Consider the following 21811-nt stretch of genomic DNA (forward strand, 5'->3'; position numbering starts at 1 on the left):
TCAGTCTTCAGGAGCAATTGGTGAACCCGGACACTCAGTCTGCGCGGATTCTGGCGGTGGGCGACACCCATCAAGTGGATTTGCCCTTGCGTTGGGGCGACTCCGACGCCTTGAACCACCTCAACAACACGCTGTACTTTCGCCTCATGGAAGAGGCCCGCATGCAGATCCTGTACGACGCGGGCTTCGAATTGCCGGCCAATGATGGCGCCATCCTGGCCCATGCATCCTGCGATTTCCTGCGTCCGTTGACCTATCCGGCGACCGTGCGGGTCACGCACAAGGTCACTCGCATCGGCCGCTCCAGCGCCGAATTCGAACTGCTGCTCGAGAAGGTCGGCGACGATGCCGGCCCCTACGCGCGCGGCCGCAACGTGCTGGTCTGGATGGATTACGTGGCCAATACGTCCGCACCGTGGCCGCCCGAAGTGCTGGCCAGGATGGCCACGCAGTTCCAGCCGGCGGCGTAGTTCAAGGCGTGGCGCTTGGTCCGGCTTTGTGGCGCTGTTTGAAACAGCGCGCGCATTTGCCGGGCATGCCGTTAAAATCAAGCGCAAACCATAATAGAAATAAAAGGGCGCGCCACCCTCGGCGACGCGACCCGGCAGGCATCGGGCCCCGCTGCGATGCCGCCGGCAAGCGTCACCGGCAGCCGCGCCTCAAGGAAAAACAGGGCTCGCCGCCACGCGTGGCTCTCTTCAGTTCGACCTTAATTAGGAGTTGGAGCGATGGACAAGGTTTTTGCAAGCGCCCAGGAGGCGCTGGCAGGCATCGTCAAGGACGGCCAGATGATCGCCGTGGGCGGTTTCGGCCTTTGCGGCATTCCCGAGGCCCTGATCGCCGCGTTGCGCGATTCGGGCGTCAAGGACCTCACTTGCATCAGCAATAACGCGGGCGTCGACGGCTTCGGCCTGGGCCAGCTGCTGAATACTCGCCAGGTCCGCAAGATGATCGCGTCGTACGTGGGCGAAAACAAGGAATTCGAACGGCAGTACCTGTCGGGCGAACTCGAACTTGAATTCACGCCCCAGGGCACGCTGGCTGAAAAGCTGCGCGCGGGCGGCGCCGGCATTCCGGCCTTCTTCACCCGCACCGGCGTGGGCACCATCGTGGCCGACGGCAAGGAAATCCGCGAATTCGACGGCCAGCAATACGTGATGGAACGTTCGCTGGTGCCGGACGTGTCGCTGGTCAAGGCGCACATCGCCGACCGCAGCGGCAACCTGGTGTTCCGCAAGACGGCGCGCAACTTCAACCCGAACGTGGCCATGGCCGGCAAGTTCACCGTGGTCGAGGTCGAAGAGATCGTCGACACCGGCAGCCTGGACCCCGACCAGATCCACCTGCCCGGCATCTATGTGCACCGGATCGTGCTGAACGCCAATCCGGAAAAGCGCATCGAACAACGCACCACTCGCCCGGCCTAAGGAGAACACGACATGGCATGGTCCCGCGATGAAATGGCGGCGCGCGCCGCGCGCGAGCTGCAAGACGGTTTTTACGTGAACCTGGGTATCGGTCTGCCGACCCTGGTGGCCAACCACGTGCCCAAGGGCGTCGAAGTCTGGCTGCAATCCGAAAACGGCCTGCTCGGCATTGGTCCGTTCCCGACCGACGCCGAGGTCGATGCCGACCTCATCAACGCCGGCAAGCAGACGGTCACGACGCTGCCTGGCTCGTCGATCTTCTCGTCGGCAGACTCGTTCGCGATGATCCGCGGCGGCAAGATCAACCTGGCCATCCTGGGCGCGATGCAGGTGTCCGAAAAGGGCGACCTGGCCAACTGGATGATCCCGGGCAAGATGGTCAAGGGCATGGGCGGCGCCATGGATCTGGTGGCCGGCGTCGGCCGCGTCGTGGTCCTGATGGAACACGTGGCCAAGAAAAAGGACGGCACCGAAGACATCAAGCTGCTGCCCGAATGCAACCTGCCGCTGACCGGCGTGGGCGTGGTCGACCTGATCATCACCGACCTGGGCGTGATGGAAGTCACCGACAACGGCCTGAAGCTGCTGGAAACGGCGCCGGGCGTGACGGTGGATGAAATCCAGTCCAAGACCGGCGCCAAGCTGGACGTGTCGGCGGTCAAGTAAACGCCGCTGGCCTGAAAACGAAAACGCCCCGCAAGGGGCGTTTTTCATTGGGGCCAGCAAAGGCGGAGCGCTGCGCACCGCGTCAGGCCGCTTCCTGCAACAGCATGCCCACGTGCGGGATACCGTCTTCGATGTATTCCTCGGTGACCGGCACGAAGCCGTGGCCGGCGTAATACGCCTTGAGCCGGGCCTGGGCGCCCAGGTACACCGGCTGGCCGGGCCACAGACGGGCGGCTTCGGCCTTGGCGCGGCGCATCAGTTCATGGCCCAGCCCGGTGCCCCGGGCAGCCGACGCCGTAATCACCCGGCCAATGACGGCCTGGCCGTCGTTCAGCGCGGGTTCGAGCAGGCGGCAATAGGCCAGCAGCGCGCCGTCCTGCCAAGCCATCAGGTGTTCGGTCTGCCCCTGCAGGTCCTTGCCGTCCATGTCCAGGAAGACGCAGTTCTGTTCCACCACGAAGACTTCCGAGCGCAGGCGCAGGATGGCGTAGAGCTCGGCGGGGGTGAGTTCGGCGTGGGGTTTGCTGATCCAGGCGGGCATGCGGACGGTTCCGGAAATCGGGAGTGAAAGGAGGGCAATAAGGGTACCGCAAGCCGGCCCCGTTTCTTTTGAAGCACTGTTACATAAATTCACGGGTATACCCTTAGTATGAAAATGAATTTTCTTATCTAAAATTTATGTGTAAACAGATTTACACAATCGTCCGCTACTCTCCCGCTCCCCACCCCCACGATGACCAAGGCCGTAATCACGATCGCTGATCGGATCGCCCGGGCCCAGCCCGCGCTGAGCCGCACGCAGCACAAGATGGCCGAGTACGTCCTGGCGCACCAGTTCCGCGTCGCCACGATGACCATCGACGAATTCGCGGCGGCGGTGGGCGTATCGGTGGCCACGGCCAACCGCTTCGCACGCGCCCTGGACTTGCCGGGCTACCCGCAATTTCGCGCCGAGTTGGCGCGCGGCTTCGAAGCCGCGCTGGAACCCGTCGAAAAGCTGCGCACGGAATTGGCGCACTCGGCCAGCGCCGTGCAGATCTTCGCGGCCACGCTCGAAGAAGACATCCGCAACGCGCAGCGCAACCTGCAATCGCTGGACCCGGCCGCCTGTGACCAGGCGGTGGAAGCGATTCTTGCCGCCGAGCGCGTTTTCATCATCGGCTTTGGCGCCAGCGGTTTTCTGGCTGGCCTGCTGCAGCGGGGCCTGTGCATGCATCTGCACTCGGTCGAGTCGCTGGCCGGCCCAGGCGGCGTGTCGCATGCCGCGCGCCAGATGTCGCGCATGACCAGCAAAGACCTGGTGATCGCCATCGGTTTCCCGCGGTATCTGGCCGACACGGTGACCCTGGCGGGCGCGGCGCAGCAAGCCGGCGTGCCGGTGCTGGTGCTGACCGACAAACCCACGTCTCCGCTGGCGCCCACGGCTTCCGTGGTGCTGTACGCGTTTTCCGCGCGCCAGCTGATTCCCAATTCCGAAACCGCGGCGCTGGGGCTGATCGAAGCCCTGTCGGCCGCGGTGGCCTATCGGGCCAAGAATTCCGTCGCGGCCGCCGCTGGGGTGACCCAGTCCGTCATGCCGTGGCTCATCCATGGAGTAGGTAAACGATGATTCAACCCGTGATTGCCATTCACGGTGGCGCCGGCGCAATGTCCCGCGCGGCCATGTCGCCCGAGAAAGAACAGGAATACCTGAGCGCCCTCGAATCCATCCTGGCCGCCGGCCAGGCCGTGCTGGCCCGCGGCGGCAGCGCCCTGGATGCCGTCACCGAAGCCGTGCGCCTCCTGGAAGACTGTCCGCTGTTCAACGCCGGCCATGGCGCCGTGTTCACCAGCGCCGGCACCCACGAACTGGACGCCGCCATCATGGACGGCGCCACGCTGCGGTCGGGCGCCATCGCCAACGTCAATCGCGTGCGCAACCCGGTGTTCGCCGCGCGCGCCGTCATGGAAACCAGCAAGCACGTGTTCTTCGTGGGCGAGGGCGCGGAAGCCTTCGCCAAGGACGCGGGCCTGGAACTGGTCGACCCGTCGTATTTCTCGACCGAAGCGCGCCGCGAGCAACTGCTGCGCGTGCAGCGCGAAACGCCCGAAGCCGCGGTGCTGGACCACGATGGCCAGGCCATGGTCGCGCGCGGCCAGCCGGCTCCGGCCGATCCGCTGGATTCGGACAAGAAGTTCGGTACGGTCGGCGCCGTGGCGCTGGACGCCCAGGGCAACCTGGCCGCGGCCACGTCCACCGGCGGCATCACCAACAAGCAGGTCGGCCGCGTCGGCGACGCGCCCTTGATCGGCGCCGGCACCTACGCCAGCAACAAGACCTGCGCGGTGTCCACCACGGGCACCGGCGAAATGTTCATCCGCATGGTTGCCGCCTACGACGTGGCGGCCCAGATGGAGTATTGCGGCGCGTCGCTGGAAACGGCGGCGGACCGCGTTGTCATGGAAAAACTGCCCACCATCGGCGGCAAGGGCGGCCTGGTAGCCGTCGACGCCCAGGGCAATGTGGCCTTGCCGTTCAACACGGAAGGCATGTACCGCGGTTACGCCCGCGTCGGTGAGAAGCCGGTCGCCGCCATCTATCGCTGAGCGGCGCCGCGTTTCGTTTTTGTCAGTTTTGGGGATGACTAAAGATATGGTTGATCGCGCAAACAGCCTGGCGCTGCCGGATAACCGCGTGGTCCAGGTCGACGACCTGACGGTGCGCTTCGTGGGTTCGGAGCGCACGGTCGAAGCCGTGCGCAACCTGTCGTTCCATGTGGACCGGGGCGAGACCCTGGCCATCGTGGGCGAATCGGGTTCGGGCAAGTCGGTGACCTCGCTGGCGCTCATGCGCCTGGTGGAACATGGCGGTGGCCGCATCGCCCAGGGCCGCATGGCCCTGCGCCGGCGCAACGGCTCGGTGATCGACCTGGCCGGCTCCAGCCAGCGCGTCATGCGCAATGTGCGCGGCGCCGACATGGCCATGATTTTCCAGGAGCCGATGACCTCCTTGAATCCGGTGTTCACGGCCGGCGACCAGATCGCCGAGTCCATCCGCCAGCACCAGGGCAAGGACGCCGCCGCTGCGCGCGCCGAAGCGCTGCGCATGCTGGAACAGGTGCGCATTCCGGAAGCCAGGTCGGTGCTGGACCGCTACCCGCACCAGTTGTCGGGCGGCATGCGCCAACGCGTCATGATCGCGATGGCGCTGGCCTGCAAGCCGGCGCTCTTGATCGCCGACGAGCCGACCACCGCGCTGGACGTCACGATTCAGGCGCAGATCCTGCAACTGATCCGCCAGCTGCAGGAAGAAATGCACATGGGCGTGGTGTTCATCACCCACGACATGGGCGTGGTGGCCGAAGTGGCCGACCGCGTGCTGGTGATGTACCGCGGCGACAAGGTCGAGGAAGGTCCGTCGGAATCCGTCTTCGCCGCGCCCCAGCATGCCTATACCAAGGCGCTGCTGTCGGCCGTGCCGAAGCTGGGTGCGATGCAGGGCACCGACCTGCCTGCGCGTTTTCCCCTGCTGCAAGTCGATGGCAAGGCGCAACCCGTGGCCGAGCCCGGCGCGACCAGCACGCAGGAAGTGCCGGCCGCCCACCGCGAGCCGATCCTGAGCGTGCGCAACCTGGTGACGCGTTTCGACCTGCGCGGCGGCATCCTCAGCCGTGTGCAGCGCCGCGTGCACGCCGTGGAAAAGGTCAGCTTCGACCTGTACCCCGGCGAAACGCTGTCGCTGGTGGGCGAGTCGGGTTGTGGCAAGTCCACCACCGGCCGCTCGCTGCTGCGCCTGGTGGAAAGCCAGGGCGGCGAAATCCGCTTCGGCGGCCGCGACATCGTGCGCTTGAAGAACAGCGAACTGCAATCCCTGCGCCGCGACATCCAGTTCGTGTTCCAGGACCCGTTTGCCTCGCTCGACCCGCGCGTGACCGTCGGCTTCTCGATCATGGAGCCCCTGCTGGTGCACGGCGTGGCCAAGGGCCGCGAAGCCGAGCGCCGCGTGTCCGAACTGCTCGAGCGCGTCGGCATGCCGCCTGAAATGGCGCAGCGCTACCCGCATGAATTCTCGGGCGGCCAACGCCAGCGCATCTGTATCGCGCGCGCCCTGGCCCTGAATCCCAAGGTCGTGATCGCCGACGAATCGGTGTCGGCGCTGGATGTGTCGATCCAGGCGCAGATCGTGAACCTCCTGATCGACCTGCAACGCGACATGGGCATTTCGTTCCTGTTCATTTCGCATGACATGGCCGTGGTCGAACGCGTGAGCCATCGCGTGGCCGTCATGTACCTGGGGCAGATTGTCGAGATCGGCCCGCGCCGCGCGATCTTCGAGAACCCGCAGCACCCGTACACCAAGAAGCTGATGTCGGCCGTGCCGATCGCCGATCCGGCGCGCCGCCACCTCAAGCGCACCTTGCTGTCCGACGAGATTCCCAGCCCGATCCGCAGGCTCGACGACGAGCCGGTGGTGCAGCCGCTGGTGCAGGTAGGAACCGATCACTTCGTCGCCCGCCATGCGGTCGGCGGAGCGTATTGAGTCAGTTGTTGTACTTGTTTTTCTTCCACCAAACCCCCTAATTCCGTTTTGGAACCAGGAGTTGCAATGATGAAAGTTCTGCGCCCCACCAAACTGATGGCCGCCGCCGCGGTGGCCTTCGGCGTGCTCACTTCGCCGCTGGCGCATGCTGCCAAGGACGTGACGTTTGCCGTCTCCATCGCTCTGGAAACGCTCGACCCGTACAACACCAACAGCACGCTGAACCAGGCGGCCGGCAAGGCCTACTACGAAGGCCTGTTCGAGTTCGACAAGGACCTGAAGGTCCAGAAGGTCCTGGCCACCGACTACACCGTCAGCGAAGACGGCCTGGTCTACACCTTCAAGCTGCGCGATGGCGTCAAGTTCCATGACGGTACCCCGTTCAACGCCGAAGCCGTCAAGATCAACTTCGACCGCCCGGCCAATCCGGAAAACCGCCTGTCGCGCTACATCCAGTTCAGCGTCATCGAAAAGATCGACGTGATCGATCCGCTGACCGTCAAGATCACCCTGAAGAAGCCGTTCTCGGCCTTCATCAACGCGCTGGCCCACCCGGCCGCCATGATGATCTCGCCGGCCGCGCTGGCCAAGTACGGCAAGGAAATCGGTTTCCACCCGGTGGGCACGGGCCCGTTCGAATTCGTCGAATGGAAGCCGGCGGAATACCTGAAGGTCAAGAAGTTCGACGGCTACTGGAAGAAGGGCTACCCGAAGGTCGACACCCTGACGTTCCGCACCGTCACCGACAACAACACCCGCGCCGCCGTGGTGCAGACGGGCGAAGCGCAATTCGCTTTCCCGGTGCCGTTCGAGCAAGCCGCCGTGCTGAGCAAGAACGACAAGCTGGACGTGGTCGACCACAAGAACTCGATCATGGCCCGCTACCTGTCGATGAACGTGCAGCAAAAGCCGTTCGACAACGTCAAGGTGCGTGAAGCCATCAACTACGCCATCAACAAGGATGCCCTGGCCAAGGTCGCATTCTCTGGCTACGCCACCGTCGTCGACGGCGTCGTGCCGACCGGCGTCGACTTCGCCCACAAGACCGGCCCGTGGCCGTACGACATCAAGAAGGCCAAGGCCCTGCTCGCCGAAGCCGGCTACCCCAACGGCTTCGAAAGCCAGCTCTGGTCCGCCTACAACGACGGCACCTCGGTGAAGGTGGTGCAGTTCCTGCAGCAGCAGCTGGCGCAAGTCGGCATCAAGGTTTCGGTCGAAGTGCTGGAATCGGGCCAACGCGTGCAGCGCGTGCAGCAGGTGCAAAAGCCGGAAGACGCCAAGGTCCGCATGTACTACGCCGGCTGGTCGTCCTCGACCGGCGAAGCCGACTGGGGCCTGCGTCCCTTGCTGACCACCCCCGCTTTCCCGCCGGTGCTCAACAACGTCTCGTACTACTCGAACAAGTCGGTTGACGATGGCATCCAGCAAGCCCTGGCCACGACCGACCGCGCCAAGAAGACCGAGATCTACAAGACCGTTCAGGAAACCATCTGGAAGGACGCCCCGTGGGCCTTCCTGGTGACCCAGAACAACCTGTACGTCAAGTCCAAGAACCTGTCGGGCGTGTACGTGGAACCGGACACCTCGTTCTGGTTCGGCGACATCGACCTGAAGCAGTAATCCGGCGGTAACTCTCGGGGCCGCAAGGCCCTTGCAAGGCCACATACGGCGGGGACGCGGTGTCCCCGCCGATGTTGCAGGAATTTCAATGCTGACCTACATCGTCAAACGTCTTTTGGGCATGATCCCCACGCTGCTGCTGGTAGCCGTGGTCGTGTTCCTGTTCGTGCACATGCTTCCGGGCGACCCGGCGCGACTGGCCGCCGGCCAGGAGGCCGACCAGCAAACCGTTGAACTGGTGCGCAAGGAACTGGGGCTGGATCTGCCCCTGCCGCAGCAATTCGTGCGCTACTTCAGCCACATGCTGCAAGGCGACCTCGGTACCTCGCTGCGTACCAAGCGTCCCGTCTCGACCGAAATCGCCGACCGCTTCATGCCCACGCTGTGGCTGACGGTCGCAAGCATGGCCTGGTCCGTCACCTTCGGCATGATCATCGGGATCGTGTCCGCCGTCTGGCGCAACCGCTGGCCCGATCGCCTGGGCATGACGCTGGCGGTGTCCGGCATTTCGTTCCCCGCATTCGCGCTGGGGATGATGCTGATGCAGGTGTTTTCCGTGAACCTGGGCTGGCTGCCGACCGTGGGCGCCTCGACCTGGCAACACTACATCCTGCCGTCCATCACGTTGGGTGCGGCCGTGGCCGCGGTGATGGCGCGCTTTACCCGCGCTTCCTTCGTGGAAGTCATCCAGGAAGACTTCGTGCGGACCGCCCGCGCCAAGGGCCTGACCGAGCGCCGCGTCGTCATCAAGCATGCGCTGCGCAACGCGTTGATTCCGGTCGTCACCATGATGGGCCTGCAGTTCGGCTTCCTGCTGGGGGGCTCGATCGTGGTCGAGACGGTGTTCAACTGGCCCGGCCTGGGCCGCCTGCTGGTCGATGCCGTGACCCAGCGCGACTATCCGGTGATCCAGGGCCTGGTGCTGCTGTTCTCGTTCGAATTCATCCTGATCAACCTGATTGTCGACGTGCTGTACGGCGTCATCAATCCCAGCATCCGTTACAAGTGAGGCGGCCATGAGCAATACGACCCCCGCCGCGACCATCGCCGCCGTTCCCAAGAACGACGTGCGCACGCCCGCCACCGAGTTCTGGCGCAAATTCAAGAAGCAGAAGCTGGCGGTGGGCGCCGGCATCTTCGTCCTGCTGCTGGTCGTGGTGGCGATTTTCGCCCCCTGGATCGTGCCGTTCGACGCCGAGAACTTCTTCGATTACGACGCGCTCAATGCCGGCCCGTCGCTGACCCACTGGCTGGGCGTGGATTCGCTGGGCCGCGACATCTTCAGCCGCATCATCATGGGCGCGCGCATCTCGCTGGCCGCCGGTTTCCTGTCCGTCGCCATGGGCGCCGTCGTCGGCACCTTCATGGGGCTGATGGCCGGTTACTACGAAGGCTGGTGGGAACGCATCACGATGCGTATCTCCGACGTGCTGCTGGCCTTTCCCGGCATGCTGCTGGCCATCGGCGTGGTCGCCATCCTGGGCTCCAGCATGGTCAACGTGATCGTGGCCGTGGCCGTGTTCAGCGTGCCGGCGTTTGCCCGCCTGGTGCGCGGCAACACGCTGTCGATCAAGCAGATGACCTACGTCGAAGCCGTCAAGAGCGTGGGCGCGTCCGACTGGACCATCATCATGCGCCACATCCTGCCCGGCACGATCTCGCCGATCGTGGTGTACGGCACGATGCGTATCGGCACCTCGATCATTACCGCGGCCAGCCTGTCGTTCCTGGGCATGGGGGCATCGCCTCCCACGCCCGAGTGGGGCGCGATGCTGAACGAGGCGCGCGCCGACATGGTGATCGCCCCGCACGTGGCGATCTTCCCGGCGCTGGCGATCTTCCTGACCGTCCTGGCGTTCAACCTGCTGGGCGACGGCCTGCGCGACGCGCTCGATCCCAAGATCGACCGCAAGTAGGCACACGCAATGGCTTGCCGCCCGCCTCGCCCCATCGGTACCGGGCAGGGCGTGGCGGGCGCCCATCTCGCCGCCGCCCGCGTTCCGGCGCTTGCCACCAGGCAGGCGCACCGGCCACGCAGGACGGCGGCGTTTCGCATTTCGGGGCCTGCATTCGGGGTCCTCTGGACAGGCAGTCATCATGGATAGACAAATGCAGGACATTCCTCGCATCGGCACGTTGCCGTCGGGGCCGCTGGATTCGATCTGCGACGTGGGCGACATCACCGTCGGTCACTGCACGCTGGCCGACGGCGCTCGGCAGACCGGCGTGACGGTGGTCAAGCCGCATGCCGGCGATCCTTACCTCGACAAGGTGCCGGCCGCCGCCACCATCCTGAACGGCTTCGGCAAGAGCACGGGGCTGGTGCAGGTGCAGGAACTGGGCGTGCTGGAAACGCCGATCGCGCTGACCAACACCTTTGGCGTGGGCACGGTGGCCAACGCCCAGATCCGCGCGGCGGTGGCGGCCAACCCCGGCATCGGTCGCGGCATGGCGACGGTCAACCCACTGGTCTTCGAGTGCAACGACGGCTACCTGAACGACATCCAGGCGCTGGCGGTAGAGGAATCGCACTACGCCGATGCGCTGGCCGCCGCGGGCAAGCACCCGGCGCAAGGCGCGGTGGGCGCGGGCCGCGGCATGTCCTGCTTTTCGTTCAAGGGCGGTATTGGTTCGGCCTCGCGGGTGGCGACGATTCAGCCGGAGCAGCGCTATACGGTCGGCGCGCTGGTGCTGTCCAACTTTGGCCGCTTGCCCAACCTGATCGTGGCGGGCCGGCCGTTCGGCCGCCGACTGGCGGGCCAGCTGGAAGGCAACCTGGCGCAGGCGGGCGAAAACGCCGCCATCGTGCCGGAAAAGGGTTCCATCATCTTGCTGGTGGCGACCGACGCGCCGCTGGATGCACGCCAATTGCGGCGCCTGTCGCTGCGCGCGGGCGCGGGCCTGGCGCGCACCGGTTCGGTGTTCGGCCACGGCAGCGGCGACATCGCGCTGGCGTTTTCCACGGCCTACACCGTGCCGCAAGAAGCCGAACGCCCGATGCCGGCCATCGCCATGCTGCACGAAGCCCGTATCGATCCGCTGTTCGAAGCCGCCGCCGAGGCCTGCGAGCAGGCCATCATCGCCGCGCTGTGGCGGGCTGACAGCGTGCAGGGCCGCGACGGCCACGTCCGCACCGCCATCCGCGACGCCGCGCCCGACTGGCGGCAGTGGCTGGCCGACACCGAATTCCAGAATCCCACCAAGGCACTCCCATGAAGATCCTCATTTCCACCGATATCGAAGGCGTCGCCGGCGTCTTTCATGCTGAACAGATCCGCGCCGGCAACGGCGAATACGAGCGCGCCCGCGCCTGGATGACCGCCGAGGCCAACGCCGCGGTGCAAGGCGCGATCGCCGGCGGCGCCGAAGAGATCCTGGTCAATGATTCGCACGGCGGCTTTCGCAACCTGCTGCCGGACGGCCTGGACGAACGTGCCCGCCTGGTGCTGGGCAAGCCGCGCTACCTGGGCATGATGGGCGGGCTGGAAGAGGGCTGCGATGCCGTCTTCATGATCGGCTATCACTCGCGCTCGCAGGGCCGCGGCGTCCTGGCCCATACGATCAACAGCTTTGCCTTCGCCCGCGTCTTCATCAACGGCATGGAACTGGGCGAAGCCGGCCTGTACGGCGCGCTGGCAGGCGAAATGGGCGTGCCCGTCATCCTGGCCACGGGCGACGACGTCTTCATCTCGGAAAACACCGACCTGTTCCCCGGCGCCCAATGGGTGCAGACCAAGGTGGCCCACGGGCAGGGCAGCGGCGTGACCTTGTCGCCGGCCGCCTCGCGCCGCGCCATCACCGCGGCCGCCGAAACCGCGGTCAGAAACATCAAGAAGGCCGTTCCTTTCCGCATCCCCGCCCCTATAGAATGCCGGTTGCAGACGCAGACCTCGGCGCTGGCTGACCTGTTCTGCATGTGGCCCACGCTCGAGCGCGTGGATGGCGTGACGCTGCGGTTCACCACGGACAGCATGCAGGCTGCCATCCGCACGCTGAACAGCCTGGCCGCCATGTCTTTCATGTTGCGCTAAGGAAACCCATGTCTAGCACCGACGCCCGTATTGCCCAACTGCGGCAGGCCATGAGCCGCCGCGGCCTTTCCGCCTATATCGTGCCGTCCTCGGACCCGCACCTGTCCGAATACCTGCCCGCGCGCTGGCAGGGGCGGCGTTGGCTGTCGGGCTTTACGGGATCGGTGGGCACGCTGGTCGTCACGGCGGATTTCGCCGGCTTGTGGGTCGACAGCCGCTACTGGGTGCAGGCCGAAGCGCAACTGGCCGGCACCGGGGTGAAACTGATGAAAATCGCCGTGGCCACCACGCCGGGGCATGTGGACTGGCTGGCCGCCAACACCCGCCCGGGTGACGTCATCGGTGTCGATGGCCAGGTGCTGGGCCTGGCGGCCTTCCGCGCCTTGTCGGTGGCCGCGGCCACGTCGGGCGCCACGCTGGAAATCCGCGCCGACCTGCTGGACGACGTCTGGCCCGACCGCGCCGGCCTGCCCACGGCCGCCATCTACGAACACGTGGCGCCGCAGGCGTGCGTGTCGCGCGCCGACAAGCTGGCCCAGGTGCGCCATGCCATGCGCGGCCATGGCGCCGACGTGCACTTTGTCAGCACGCTGGACGACATCGCCTGGCTGTTCAACCTGCGCGGCGCCGACGTCGACTACAACCCCGTCTTTGTCGGCCACGCCCTGATCGGGCTGGATCACGCCACGCTGTTCGTGGCCGAAGGCAAAGTCGATGATGCCCTGCGCGCCGTCCTGGCCGCCGATGGCGTCGAGGTGGCGGGCTATGCCCAGGCCGCCGACGCGCTGGCCTCGCTGGAACGGGACCAGAAACTGCTGATCGACCCGGCCCGCGTCACCTGCGGCGTGTTCCACGCCATGGACTCGGCCGTGCCCCGCGTCGAAGCCATCAACCCGTCCACCCTGCTCAAGTCGCGCAAGACCGACGCCGAGCTGGCCAACGTGCGCCAGGCCATGGCGCAGGACGGCGCGGCGCTCTGTGAGTTCTTCGCCTGGTTCGAAGGCGCGCTGGGCCGCGAGTCCATCACCGAGCTCACCATCGACGAACAGATCACCGCCGCCCGCGCGCGCCGGCCCGATTACGTCTGCCCCAGCTTTGCCACCATCGCCGGCTTCAACGCCAACGGCGCCATGCCGCACTACCGCGCCACGCGCGAATCGCATTCGGTCATCGAAGGCGACGGCCTGCTGTTGATCGATTCGGGCGGCCAGTACCTGGGCGGCACCACCGACATCACCCGGGTCGTCGCGGTGGGCACGCCCAACGCCGACCAGAAGGTCGACTTCACGCTGGTGCTCAAGGGCATGATCGCGCTGTCGCGCGCCGCGTTCCCGCGCGGCACGCCGTCACCCATGCTGGACGCCATTGCCCGCGCGCCCATCTGGGAAGGCGGTGCCGAATATGGCCACGGCACCGGCCACGGCGTGGGCTACTTCCTGAACGTGCACGAAGGCCCGCAGGTCATCTCGTACCGCGCGGCCCCGGGCCCGCACACGGCCATGGAACCCGGCATGATCACGTCGAACGAACCGGGCATCTACCGCCCGGGCCGCTGGGGCGTGCGCATCGAGAACCTGGTGGCCAACCGCAGCTGGCTGACCTCCGAACTGGGCGAGTTCCTGTGCTTCGAGACCCTGACGCTGTGCCCGATCGACACCCGCTGCATCGAGCCGACGCTCTTGCGCACGGACGAAATCGCCTGGCTCAACGACTATCACAAGACGGTGTTCGAGCGCCTGTCGCCGCTGGTGCAGGGCGAGGCCCTGGCCTGGCTGGAACGCCGTACCGCGGCGATCTGACCGCATCGTCCGGCGAATGGAAAAAAGGCCCCGCGGGGCCTTTTTTCGTGGGGGCCGGCCGGGCTGTGTTGCAGCCGTTCAGACCCGCCCGGCATCGAGCAGGGTATCCCGTTCGGCTTCGCGGCGGCGGTAGAACAGCCGCGCGCCAATGACGCAGCCCAGCACCAGCAGCGCGAGGTACACCGCCAGCGAGAACACGGCGGCACTGTTCGAGGACGATGCGCGGGCCAATTGGCTCCAGCTCATGGCCCGCAGGGCCAGGATCGCCAGGCCGACGCCCAGTACCTGGGCCATCCAGAAGGCGAAACTGCCATGCGCCACGGCGCGGCCGACGCCCGCGGCGCCCAGCGCCTGGGGCACCGACTTGCGGCAGGCCAGCACCGCCGCCGCCATCACCACCGCGGGCAACAGCCAGTAGCCGAATGCGTACTGGACCAGGTCGGCCGACAGCGTCTGCATCTGCAGGAAAGCGCCCAGCGCCAGGGACACGTGCACCTGCCACAGCAAGAGCGTGGCCCCGGCGATCCAGGCCGCATGGCGGGCCAGGTAGGGCCGCGCCCCGGCGCCGACGGCGGGCGTCACGCTCCAGGCGGCCACGCGCACGGCCAGCCAACTGCCCAGGCCCCCCAGCAGGATGCCGGTCAGCTTGAGCGGCACGCCCATCACCAGCGCACGCGTGATATCGCGGTAAAAGCCCAGGTGCTCGTCCAGCCATTCCTTGTACGTCACGATCAGCCAGAACATGCCTTGCTGCAACAGCATCAGGGCCGCGGAATTGAGCACGTTGTAGACCAGCAATACCGCCAGCAGCACGGCCACCATCTTGCCCGGACGGTCCACGCCGCCCGCGCCCTGGCGGGCCAGCCAGCGCTGTGCGGTGCTCCAGGCCACCAGGCCGCCCAGCAGGGCGCCTGCGATCATCTGCGCCACGGCGGGCGCCAGCATCTCGGGGCGCGCGTAGACCTCGCGCATCCGCTCGGCAAATGGCGACGCCAGCACGATGTAGGCTTGCAGCAGGATGGCGTAGACAAGGTTCAGGCAGGCCGCGGCGGTGGCCAGGCGCCAGGGCAGGGAGGGGGAACGGTGGGACAGGGCGGTCATTGGGGGCGGGTGGGTTTCCGGTCGGGCAGAGAAAATCGGGGACGAACATAGCACGAAGCGCTCGACCGCCCCTGCCGCGGGCGGGCCCGGGCAGGGGCCGGCAAATGTTACTCCTCGTCGCTAGGGGAAAACCCAGACAAGTTTCGCCTCCCGGCTATAATCCAAATTTCCCGCACGCGCCCGCTCGTCCCGGGCGCTTATTACGATGACCAAATACGTATTTGTCACCGGCGGAGTGGTGTCTTCCCTGGGCAAGGGCATCGCCGCTGCGTCGCTTGCCGCCATCCTCGAGTCGCGTGGTCTGCAGGTCACCATGCTCAAGCTCGACCCCTACATCAACGTCGATCCGGGCACCATGAGCCCGTTCCAGCACGGTGAAGTGTTCGTCACGGAAGACGGCGCCGAAACCGACCTGGACCTTGGCCACTACGAGCGCTTCGTTTCGGCTCGCATGCACAAGGTGAACAACTTCACCACCGGCCAGATCTACGAATCGGTGCTGCGCAAAGAGCGCCGCGGCGACTACCTGGGCAAGACCGTCCAGGTCATCCCGCACATCACCAACGAAATCCAGGACTTCATCGCCCGTGGCGCCGATGCCGCCTGGAACGGCAATACCGATGTCGCCATCGTTGAAATCGGCGGCACCGTGGGCGATATCGAATCGCTGCCGTTCCTGGAAGCCGCGCGCCAGATGAGCCTGCGCATGGGCCGCAACAACGCGGCCTTCGTGCACCTGACGCTGGTGCCGTTCATCGCGTCCGCCGGCGAACTCAAGACCAAGCCCACCCAGCACTCGGTGCAGAAGCTGCGCGAAATCGGCATCTACCCGAACGCGCTGCTGTGCCGCGCCGACCGTCCCATCCCCGACGACGAGCGCGCCAAGATCTCGATGTTCTCGAACGTGCCCCTGGATGCGGTCATTTCCGTCTGGGACGCCGATTCGATCTACAAGATCCCGGCCATGCTGCACAAGCAAGGCGTGGACAACATCGTCTGCGAAGCGCTGGGCCTGACCCCGCCGCCGGCCGACCTGTCCATGTGGGACAACCTGGTCGAGGCGCTGGAACACCCCGAGCACCAGCTCACGATCGGCATGGTCGGCAAGTACGTCGACCTGACCGAATCGTACAAGTCGCTGACCGAAGCGCTGGTGCACGCCGGGATCCATACGCGTTCGAAGATCAACATCGAGTACATCGACTCGGAAGACATCGAAACCCGCGGCACCGACCAGCTCAAGCATCTGGACGCCATCCTGGTGCCGGGCGGCTTCGGCAAGCGCGGCACCGAAGGCAAGATCGCCGCCATCCGCTACGCCCGTGAAAACGGCGTGCCCTACCTGGGCATCTGCCTGGGCATGCAACTGGCCGTCATCGAGTTCGCGCGCCACGTGGCCGGCCTGGGCGGCGCCAACAGCACCGAATTCGATCCGTCGGCGCCGCACCCCGTGGTGGCCCTGATCACCGAATGGATGGACCGCGAAGGCAAGGTCGAAAAGCGCGACAATTCGTCCGACCTGGGCGGCACCATGCGCAAGGGCGCGCAACGCGTGCCGATCAAGCCGGGCACCCGCGCCCAGACCATCTACGGCGACGAAGTCAACGAACGCCATCGTCACCGCTACGAGGTCAACAACGTCTACGTGCCGCGCCTGGAAGAGGCCGGCATGGTGATCAGCGCGCGCACGCCGACCGAAAATCTGCCGGAAATGATGGAACTGCCCGACCACCCCTGGTTCGTCGGCGTCCAGTTCCACCCGGAATTCACGTCGACCCCGCGCGATGGCCATCCGCTGTTCTCCAGCTACATCCGCGCCGCCATCGAGCAAAAGGCTCGCCGCGGCCAGGAGGCCTGATGCGCGCCTGCGGCCGCGAGTTCCGCATGCGGATCCTCGCGGCCGCGGGCCGTCTGCCCCGCGCCGCCCTATACGGCGGCGCTTCTTTCGGATACAACCAATTAGCATCGGATATGCGTTGCCGGGCCGCCTTGGGCGACACTGGCAGCTTGCCCGTATCCGGCGGCTGATACCCGTCAACCCACTGCCCTGAAGGAACCCCATGAGTGCTTACCTGATCGCCGACGTCACGGTGACCAAGCCCGCGCAGTACGAGGACTACAAGCGTCTGTCCACGCTCGCCATGCGCGCGTACGATGCCAAGATCCTGGTGCGGGGCGGACAATCCAAGCACCTTGAGGGCCGTGAGCCTGGCCGCACCGTCGTCATGGAATTTCCGTCCATGGCCGCCGCCCAGGCTTTCTACGACTCCTGGCAGTACCGCCGTGCCCGCAATGCCCGCGAAGGCGCGGCCGTCATGAATATGTTTATCGTTCAGGGAATGTAAAGTCATGAGTGCAATCGTCGACATCATCGGCCGCGAGATTCTGGATTCGCGCGGCAACCCCACCGTGGAATGCGATGTGCTGCTGGAATCCGGCGCCATGGGCCGTGCGGCCGTGCCGTCGGGCGCATCCACCGGCGCCCGCGAAGCCATCGAGCTGCGCGACGGCGACAAGAGCCGTTATCTGGGCAAGGGCGTGCTGCGCGCCGTTGAAAACCTCAACACCGAGATCTCCGAAGCGCTGATGGGCCTGGACGCCCAGGAACAGACCTTCGTTGACCGCACCCTGATCGAGCTGGACGGCACCGAGTCCAAGGAACGCCTGGGCGCCAACGCCATCCTGGCCGCCAGCATGGCCGTGGCCCGCGCTGCCGCCGACGAATCCGGCCTGTCGCTGTACCGCTACTTCGGCGGCAGCGGCCCCATGAGCATGCCCGTGCCGATGATGAACGTCATCAACGGCGGCGCGCACGCCAACAACACGCTCGACCTGCAGGAATTGATGATTCTGCCGGTGGGCGCGGGCAGCTTCCGCGAAGCCCTGCGCTGGGGCGCCGAAGTGTTCCACATGCTCAAGAAGCTGATTCACGGCCAGGGCATGTCCACCGCCGTGGGCGACGAGGGCGGTTTCGCGCCCAACGTGGCCAGCCACGAAGCCGCCATCCAGCTGATCCTGAAGGCCATCACCGAAGCCGGCTACGAGCCGGGCACGCAGATCGCCCTGGGCCTGGATTGCGCCAGCTCCGAGTTCTACCGCGACGGCAAGTACACGCTGGCCGGCGAAGGCGGTATTTCGCTGTCCTCGCAGGAATTCACCAACCTGCTGGCCACCTGGTGCGACAAGTACCCGATCATCTCGATCGAAGACGGCATGGCTGAAAACGACTGGGACGGCTGGAAGCTGCTGACCGACCAGCTCGGCAAGAAGGTGCAACTGGTGGGCGACGACCTGTTCGTCACCAATACCAAGATCCTGCGTGAAGGCATCCAGAAGGGCGTCGCCAACTCGATCCTGATCAAGATCAACCAGATCGGCACCCTGACCGAAACCTTCGCCGCCATTGAAATGGCCAAGCGCGCCGGCTACACCGCCGTCGTGTCGCACCGTTCGGGCGAAACCGAAGATTCGACCATTGCCGACATCGCCGTGGCCACCAACGCCATGCAGATCAAGACCGGCTCGCTGTCGCGTTCGGACCGCATGGCCAAATACAACCAACTGCTGCGCATCGAAGAAGAGCTGGCTGAGGTTGCCTCGTACCCCGGCCTGGAAGCCTTCTACAACCTGCGTTGATGCAAGCCGGCCGCGGCGCCTGCCGCGGCCACTTTCACGCCACGACTGCTGAGGGTTCCCGCGTATGCGCCTGTTGTTCCTGGTGCTGTTCGTGCTGCTAGGCCTGATCCAATACCCGCTTTGGCTGGGTAAGGGCGGGTGGTTCAAGGTCTGGGACCTGCAACGCCAGGTATCGGCCCAGCGCGAAACCAACGAAGGCCTGCGCGCGCGCAACGCGGCGCTCGAGGCCGAGGTGCGCGATCTGGACAACGGCTCGGGCGCCATCGAAGAGCGCGCCCGCGGTGAACTCGGCATGATGCGCGACGGCGAGGTTTTCGTGCATATCCTGCCGCAGAACATTCAGCCTCCCGCAGGCGGTGCATCGCTGGCGACCGACGCCGCGAACAAGCCCGCCACCGCCACGCGCGCCAGCGCGCCGGCCGGGGCACCCAAACCGGCTGCCGCCAAGCCCGCGGCCGCCAAGCCTGGCACGTCGCAGCCTGCCGCCACCCGGCCGGGCAACGCCAAGCCGGCCAACGCCACCCCCTCCCGCCAGCAATAGCAACATCGCGCAAGCGATGGCCGCCGGACGTCGCGCAACGCCAGCGACGGCCGCGCTGCTGTCCGCGTCAAGAGCAGCGCAGGCTGCGGCATGCGCCCGCCACCATGCCGGCCGGGTACGGCTTGCCGACGGACCAATCCACCGGGTGTGACTGCATCTCTATTTCAAGTTCCATGCCGATGGCCGCCAGGCCATGTGCCTGCGCGACATGGGCGTAGCTGCCGTCGGCCGGGGCCAGCGCGGCCAGCAACACCCGCAACGGGGGCAGCATGGGCTGGTACAGATAGGTCAGGCGCAGCTTCAGGGTATTGGCGCGGAAGATGTCGCGACCGTCGGGCAAGGGGCGGCGCGCGTGTTGCAGGGCCTGGTAATTGTGGTCGATGGCGCGCAAGCCGCGGGGAGCGGTCGTCTCCAGCCCGGGGCGGGCATGGTCGCGAAAGGCCTGGGCGTCGGGCTGCAGGATTTCGATGCGCCAGGCAGGCGTGCCCATCATCGCGGCCAGGCGGTCAAGCTCGCGCCCCTGGCGTCGCCGGGCGCCCGCCTGGCCCTGGGCGTCTGCGTGCAGTGGCAGCAACGCCTGCAGAAAGGCCGTGCGCATGCGTGTCGGGTCGCCATGCGAGGTGGCGCCGGCGCGGGCGGCTTCCATCAGCGCCAGGTGAGCCACCTGGCGCACCCCTTGCCAACGGGCCGCCTCGGTCGTCAGCAGGCCTGCCAGCAGCACGGCGGCCGCGGCAACGGCGAATTCGATGGCGGCTGCCCCGCATTGAAGCGGGCGCGTGGCGCGCGGACGGGCAAGAAAAAAGGCGGTCATGGCCGGCCAGTGTGGCGCGGGCATGACCGCCTGTCGATCCGTAGAAGCCGAGGGAAGGCGTTGCCGCCAGGTCGCGCTATCGTGTGCGGCGTTCCGAGGGCTGCGCCAAATCAGTGCACCGTCGGCGGGGTGTCACCCGGGGCTGACGTATTGGGCGTGAAAAGGGCGGCGCAGTCGACGGCGTCGAAGGCGTAGGGCTTGCCGCAGAAGTCGCAGGACACGTCGACCTGGCCGCGTTCGGCCAGGATGTCGTTCACTTCTTCTTCGCCCAGCGAACGCAGCATGTTGGCCACGCGCTCGCGGGTGCAGGGACAGTGCCAGCGCACCGGCTGCGGGTCGAACGCCACCAGGGTTTCTTCCCAGTACAGGCGATGGATCAGGGTGTCGATCTCGGTGGCGAGCAGCTCGTCGCGCTTGAGCGTGCTGGCCAGCGCCACCGCGCGGTCCCAGGTCTCGGCGGCGGCCTGTTCGCTCAGGATCGGGGCGTCCGAGCCGCCGTGATACGGCAGGCGCTGGATCAGCATGCCGGCGGCGTGGTCGGCATCGGCCCCCAGCCACAGGCGGGTGTCCAGCTGTTCGGACGCCTTCATGTAGTGCTGCAGCGCTTCGGCCACCGTTTCGCCTTCCAGCGGCACGATGCCTTGGTAAGTCTGCTGGCCCGGCACCTTGCGCTGGGGGTCCAGCACCACGATGAAGCGGCCGTTGCCGCCGGGGTTCAGCAGGCTTTGCATGGTGCCGTCGGCCGGGACTTCATGGCCTTCGCGCACCTTGACGGTGGCGCGCAGGCTCAGGTCGGAGCGGCATTCGACCACCAGCAAGGCGATCGGGCCGTCGCCCTGGATCTGCAGCACCAGCGAGCCGTCGAACTTGATGTTGGCGGCGAGCAGGGTCGACGCCGCGACCAGTTCGCCCAAGAGATGGGTGATGGCGGGCGGGTAGTCGTGGTTGGCCTGGACGGCCTTCCACGTATCCGTCAGGCGCACCGCTTGAACGCGGACGCTACGGTCTTCGAGGAGGTATTTTTTAAGCTGATCGGTCATGGAGGAATGTTAGCCGATCAGGCGCCCCGATTTCCCCTGCCGGCAGCAGGGGCGTTGCGGGCGGGGGGACGCTTTCCCAGGGGGAGTCAGGCCAGCCGCTTGAGCGCCGTCTTGTAGTGTTGGCCGCGCGCCACGTAATGGGCCGTGTTCTGGTGCAGGTTGGCGATTTCTTCGGGCGACAGCTCGCGCACGATCTTGCCGATGCCGATGACCAGGGAATTGTCGGGAATGACCCGGTCTTCGGGGATGATGGCGCCCGCGCCGATCAGGCAGTTGCGCCCGATCACGGCATTGTTCAGCACGATGGCCTGCATGCCGACCAGCGCGCCTTCATGGATGGTGCAGCCGTGCAGCATGGCCTGGTGGCCGACGGTGACATTGGGGCCGATGGTCATGGGACAGCCGGTATCCACGTGCAGCACGCTGCCTTCCTGGATATTGGTGCCCTGGCGGATCAGGATCGTGTCGTTGTCGCCGCGAATGGACACATGCGACCAGATGCTGACGCCGGCCTCCAGGGTGACGTTGCCGATGATGTCGGCGCTGTCGGCCACGTAGGCGGCGGGATCGATGCGGGGAATGAGGTCGTCGAGCTGGTAAATGGGCATGCCGTGTCTCCG

At 66.2% G+C, this 21811-nt stretch carries 21 protein-coding genes; 16 read left to right on the forward strand and 5 right to left on the reverse strand.

What is annotated here, in order from left to right:
- Positions 1–20 precede the first annotated feature (20 nt).
- From AC6LJ2_RS20055 to AC6LJ2_RS20065, 3 genes are all read left to right on the forward strand, one after another.
- Entirely contained in the window at positions 21–470 is a 450-nt protein-coding gene (locus AC6LJ2_RS20055) for an acyl-CoA thioesterase (protein ID WP_263910553.1), read from the forward strand.
- Between the two features lie 258 nt (positions 471–728).
- Complete coding sequence (locus tag AC6LJ2_RS20060; protein WP_445658426.1) at positions 729–1427, forward strand: CoA transferase subunit A; 699 nt, start codon at positions 729–731, stop codon at positions 1425–1427.
- A gap of 12 nt (positions 1428–1439) precedes the next feature.
- Positions 1440–2093 carry a CoA transferase subunit B gene (locus AC6LJ2_RS20065; RefSeq protein ID WP_263910554.1) on the forward strand — a complete coding sequence of 218 codons (654 nt, stop codon included), beginning with the start codon at positions 1440–1442 and terminating at the stop codon, positions 2091–2093.
- Between the two features lie 82 nt (positions 2094–2175).
- On the opposite strand, the gene AC6LJ2_RS20070 is transcribed toward AC6LJ2_RS20065, so the two are convergent.
- On the reverse strand, positions 2176–2634 hold the full coding sequence (locus AC6LJ2_RS20070; protein WP_445658427.1) for a GNAT family N-acetyltransferase: 459 nt from the start codon (positions 2632–2634) through the stop codon (positions 2176–2178).
- A 192-nt stretch (positions 2635–2826) separates the two neighbouring features.
- On the opposite strand from AC6LJ2_RS20070, the gene AC6LJ2_RS20075 reads away from it, so the two are divergent.
- From AC6LJ2_RS20075 to AC6LJ2_RS20115, 9 genes are all read left to right on the forward strand, one after another.
- Positions 2827–3702, forward strand: a complete 876-nt coding sequence (locus AC6LJ2_RS20075) for a MurR/RpiR family transcriptional regulator (RefSeq protein ID WP_263910556.1) — start codon at positions 2827–2829, stop codon at positions 3700–3702.
- Entirely contained in the window at positions 3699–4679 is a 981-nt protein-coding gene (locus tag AC6LJ2_RS20080; RefSeq protein WP_263910557.1) for an isoaspartyl peptidase/L-asparaginase family protein, read from the forward strand. The genes AC6LJ2_RS20075 and AC6LJ2_RS20080 overlap by 4 nt, the downstream gene beginning before the upstream one ends.
- Positions 4680–4725: 46 nt before the next feature.
- Entirely contained in the window at positions 4726–6612 is a 1887-nt protein-coding gene (locus tag AC6LJ2_RS20085) for a dipeptide ABC transporter ATP-binding protein (protein ID WP_445658429.1), read from the forward strand.
- A gap of 66 nt (positions 6613–6678) precedes the next feature.
- On the forward strand, positions 6679–8232 hold the full coding sequence (gene gsiB, locus AC6LJ2_RS20090) for a glutathione ABC transporter substrate-binding protein GsiB (protein WP_263910560.1): 1554 nt from the start codon (positions 6679–6681) through the stop codon (positions 8230–8232).
- Between the two features lie 88 nt (positions 8233–8320).
- On the forward strand, positions 8321–9241 hold the full coding sequence (gene gsiC / locus AC6LJ2_RS20095; RefSeq protein WP_263910561.1) for a glutathione ABC transporter permease GsiC: 921 nt from the start codon (positions 8321–8323) through the stop codon (positions 9239–9241).
- 7 nt (positions 9242–9248) lie between these two features.
- Positions 9249–10148 carry a glutathione ABC transporter permease GsiD gene (gene gsiD / locus AC6LJ2_RS20100; protein ID WP_263910562.1) on the forward strand — a complete coding sequence of 300 codons (900 nt, stop codon included), beginning with the start codon at positions 9249–9251 and terminating at the stop codon, positions 10146–10148.
- Positions 10149–10329: 181 nt separating this feature from the next.
- Complete coding sequence (locus AC6LJ2_RS20105) at positions 10330–11448, forward strand: DmpA family aminopeptidase (RefSeq protein ID WP_498152022.1); 1119 nt, start codon at positions 10330–10332, stop codon at positions 11446–11448.
- Complete coding sequence (locus tag AC6LJ2_RS20110; protein WP_263910564.1) at positions 11445–12263, forward strand: M55 family metallopeptidase; 819 nt, start codon at positions 11445–11447, stop codon at positions 12261–12263. The genes AC6LJ2_RS20105 and AC6LJ2_RS20110 overlap by 4 nt, the downstream gene beginning before the upstream one ends.
- An 8-nt stretch (positions 12264–12271) precedes the next feature.
- Entirely contained in the window at positions 12272–14062 is a 1791-nt protein-coding gene (locus AC6LJ2_RS20115) for an aminopeptidase P family protein (RefSeq protein ID WP_498152023.1), read from the forward strand.
- A 78-nt stretch (positions 14063–14140) separates the two neighbouring features.
- On the opposite strand, the gene AC6LJ2_RS20120 is transcribed toward AC6LJ2_RS20115, so the two are convergent.
- On the reverse strand, positions 14141–15163 hold the full coding sequence (locus AC6LJ2_RS20120; protein WP_498152024.1) for a hypothetical protein: 1023 nt from the start codon (positions 15161–15163) through the stop codon (positions 14141–14143).
- A gap of 205 nt (positions 15164–15368) precedes the next feature.
- Here AC6LJ2_RS20120 and pyrG point away from each other — a divergent pair, with 205 nt between their 5' ends.
- The 4 genes from pyrG (at position 15369) to ftsB (ending at position 19340) form a co-directional block, all read left to right on the forward strand.
- Positions 15369–17021, forward strand: coding sequence for a CTP synthase (pyrG, locus tag AC6LJ2_RS20125; protein ID WP_175191068.1), 1653 nt, complete (start codon positions 15369–15371; stop codon positions 17019–17021).
- A 202-nt stretch (positions 17022–17223) separates the two neighbouring features.
- Positions 17224–17508 (forward strand): DUF1330 domain-containing protein, encoded by a 285-nt coding sequence (locus AC6LJ2_RS20130; protein ID WP_025137188.1) that lies wholly within the window; start codon positions 17224–17226, stop codon positions 17506–17508.
- 4 nt (positions 17509–17512) lie between these two features.
- On the forward strand, positions 17513–18799 hold the full coding sequence (gene eno, locus AC6LJ2_RS20135) for a phosphopyruvate hydratase (RefSeq protein ID WP_175191069.1): 1287 nt from the start codon (positions 17513–17515) through the stop codon (positions 18797–18799).
- 64 nt (positions 18800–18863) lie between these two features.
- Entirely contained in the window at positions 18864–19340 is a 477-nt protein-coding gene (gene ftsB / locus AC6LJ2_RS20140) for a cell division protein FtsB (protein ID WP_263910567.1), read from the forward strand.
- A 67-nt stretch (positions 19341–19407) separates the two neighbouring features.
- On the opposite strand, the gene AC6LJ2_RS20145 is transcribed toward ftsB, so the two are convergent.
- The 3 genes from AC6LJ2_RS20145 to AC6LJ2_RS20155 all read right to left on the reverse strand — a co-directional run bounded on the left by AC6LJ2_RS20145 (position 19408) and on the right by AC6LJ2_RS20155 (position 21799).
- The gene (locus AC6LJ2_RS20145; protein ID WP_498152025.1) at positions 19408–20175 is read right to left on the reverse strand and encodes a TadE/TadG family type IV pilus assembly protein; all 768 of its coding nucleotides are present in this window, start codon (positions 20173–20175) and stop codon (positions 19408–19410) included.
- 86 nt (positions 20176–20261) lie between these two features.
- Positions 20262–21191 (reverse strand): Hsp33 family molecular chaperone HslO, encoded by a 930-nt coding sequence (hslO, locus tag AC6LJ2_RS20150; RefSeq protein WP_263910570.1) that lies wholly within the window; start codon positions 21189–21191, stop codon positions 20262–20264.
- An 86-nt stretch (positions 21192–21277) separates the two neighbouring features.
- On the reverse strand, positions 21278–21799 hold the full coding sequence (locus AC6LJ2_RS20155; RefSeq protein WP_263910571.1) for a gamma carbonic anhydrase family protein: 522 nt from the start codon (positions 21797–21799) through the stop codon (positions 21278–21280).
- Between the last annotated feature and the right edge of the window lie 12 nt (positions 21800–21811).

This window comes from Achromobacter sp. 1014246743, assembly GCF_059760725.1.